2 protein-coding genes are annotated in these 1,076 nt (G+C 50.8%); both read right to left on the reverse strand.

Going from position 1 to position 1,076, the window contains the following annotated elements; translation table 11 throughout:
* Positions 1-502, reverse strand: a 502-nt coding sequence (locus tag H8S64_RS22090; protein ID WP_186978722.1) for an RteC domain-containing protein, incomplete at its 3' end; no start/stop codon positions are given.
* 31 nt (positions 503-533) lie between these two features.
* A partial coding sequence (locus H8S64_RS22095) for a helix-turn-helix domain-containing protein (protein WP_186978723.1) occupies positions 534-1,076 on the reverse strand: 543 nt, incomplete at its 5' end.

Raw genomic sequence — 1,076 nt, forward strand, 5'->3', positions numbered from 1 at the left:
AATAGAAACTGTCCACGATGATTTGTATGTCAGGCTTCCCACGTATGAAATACTGCCTGTCCAAGTAGGTGGCTTTCGTTCGGTGGTACTGGTAGAACGCCAAGTTCCGCTGGAACGACCTTGAAATCCGGTCGGTTTCCGACAGCAGGTAGTCCCGCTGCACGTCCTCGCTGCCGCTGGGGAAGCGCACCTCTATCTTGTAAACGGTATTGTAATAGATGATTTTGCTCGCTAAAAGCGGTTTCAGTTCCTTGAAGAAGTGTATTTCTTCTTCCGTGCTGGCGAACGGGTAGGAGATTATAAAGGTTTTGAGTTCGCCCAGTATCTCTTGCAGGTAGTCCACGCATAGGCGGCAGAGCGTCAGCGTGTCCGCTGCTGTGTCCTCGTATTCCTGTATCTGCCATTCCACTTTTTGAAGCAGTCCGGCGAAGTATGTTTCCAACGGTATCTTATGTTCCATAACCTTGTGCTTATCTTTTATGAAGCACAAAGTTACGGGCATAAAAAATCAGTTTTATTCTTGATTTTTCACATTACGTTCTTGTAACTGTGCATTTTCTTGTTTCCTGCGCTTTTCTGCGTATTTCTCCGGGGGTATCTAAAAGATACGCCTTGCAGAAGTCGTTCAGGTTCGATGTCGATGCGAACCCGGTGGTGAACGCCACTTCGGTAAGCGTGAGGTTTGTGTTCAACAGGTAGTGTTCCACGTCCTTTACCCGTTCCTTTATCACCCATTCCTTAGCCGTGTACCCGGTCATTTTCTTTACCTTTCGCCGGAACGAGCCGTATTCCATGCCGCATTTGTCCGCCAGTTTCTCGGCATCATAGACCATGTAGCCTTTCAGACGTACCATTTCGGTGAACGTCTGCCTGCCCAGTTCCGGCAGCATCCGTTCGGCGTGGCGCAGTTCCTTTTCCGTCACCAGCAGTCGGTTGCCCCTTACCGGGTTTCTCCGCAGCAGGTGGAAAGCGTGGCATACCGTGTTGTACACGTTGCAGAGGTACTGCCGTCCCGGTCGCATCCAGTGGAGCGCATCGCAGTAGGCGGTCAGTTCGGGTATCTCGTCCCGCTTGCG

Origin of the sequence: Butyricimonas hominis (genome assembly GCF_014287455.1) — a bacterium.
GTDB lineage: Bacteria > Bacteroidota > Bacteroidia > Bacteroidales > Marinifilaceae > Butyricimonas > Butyricimonas muris.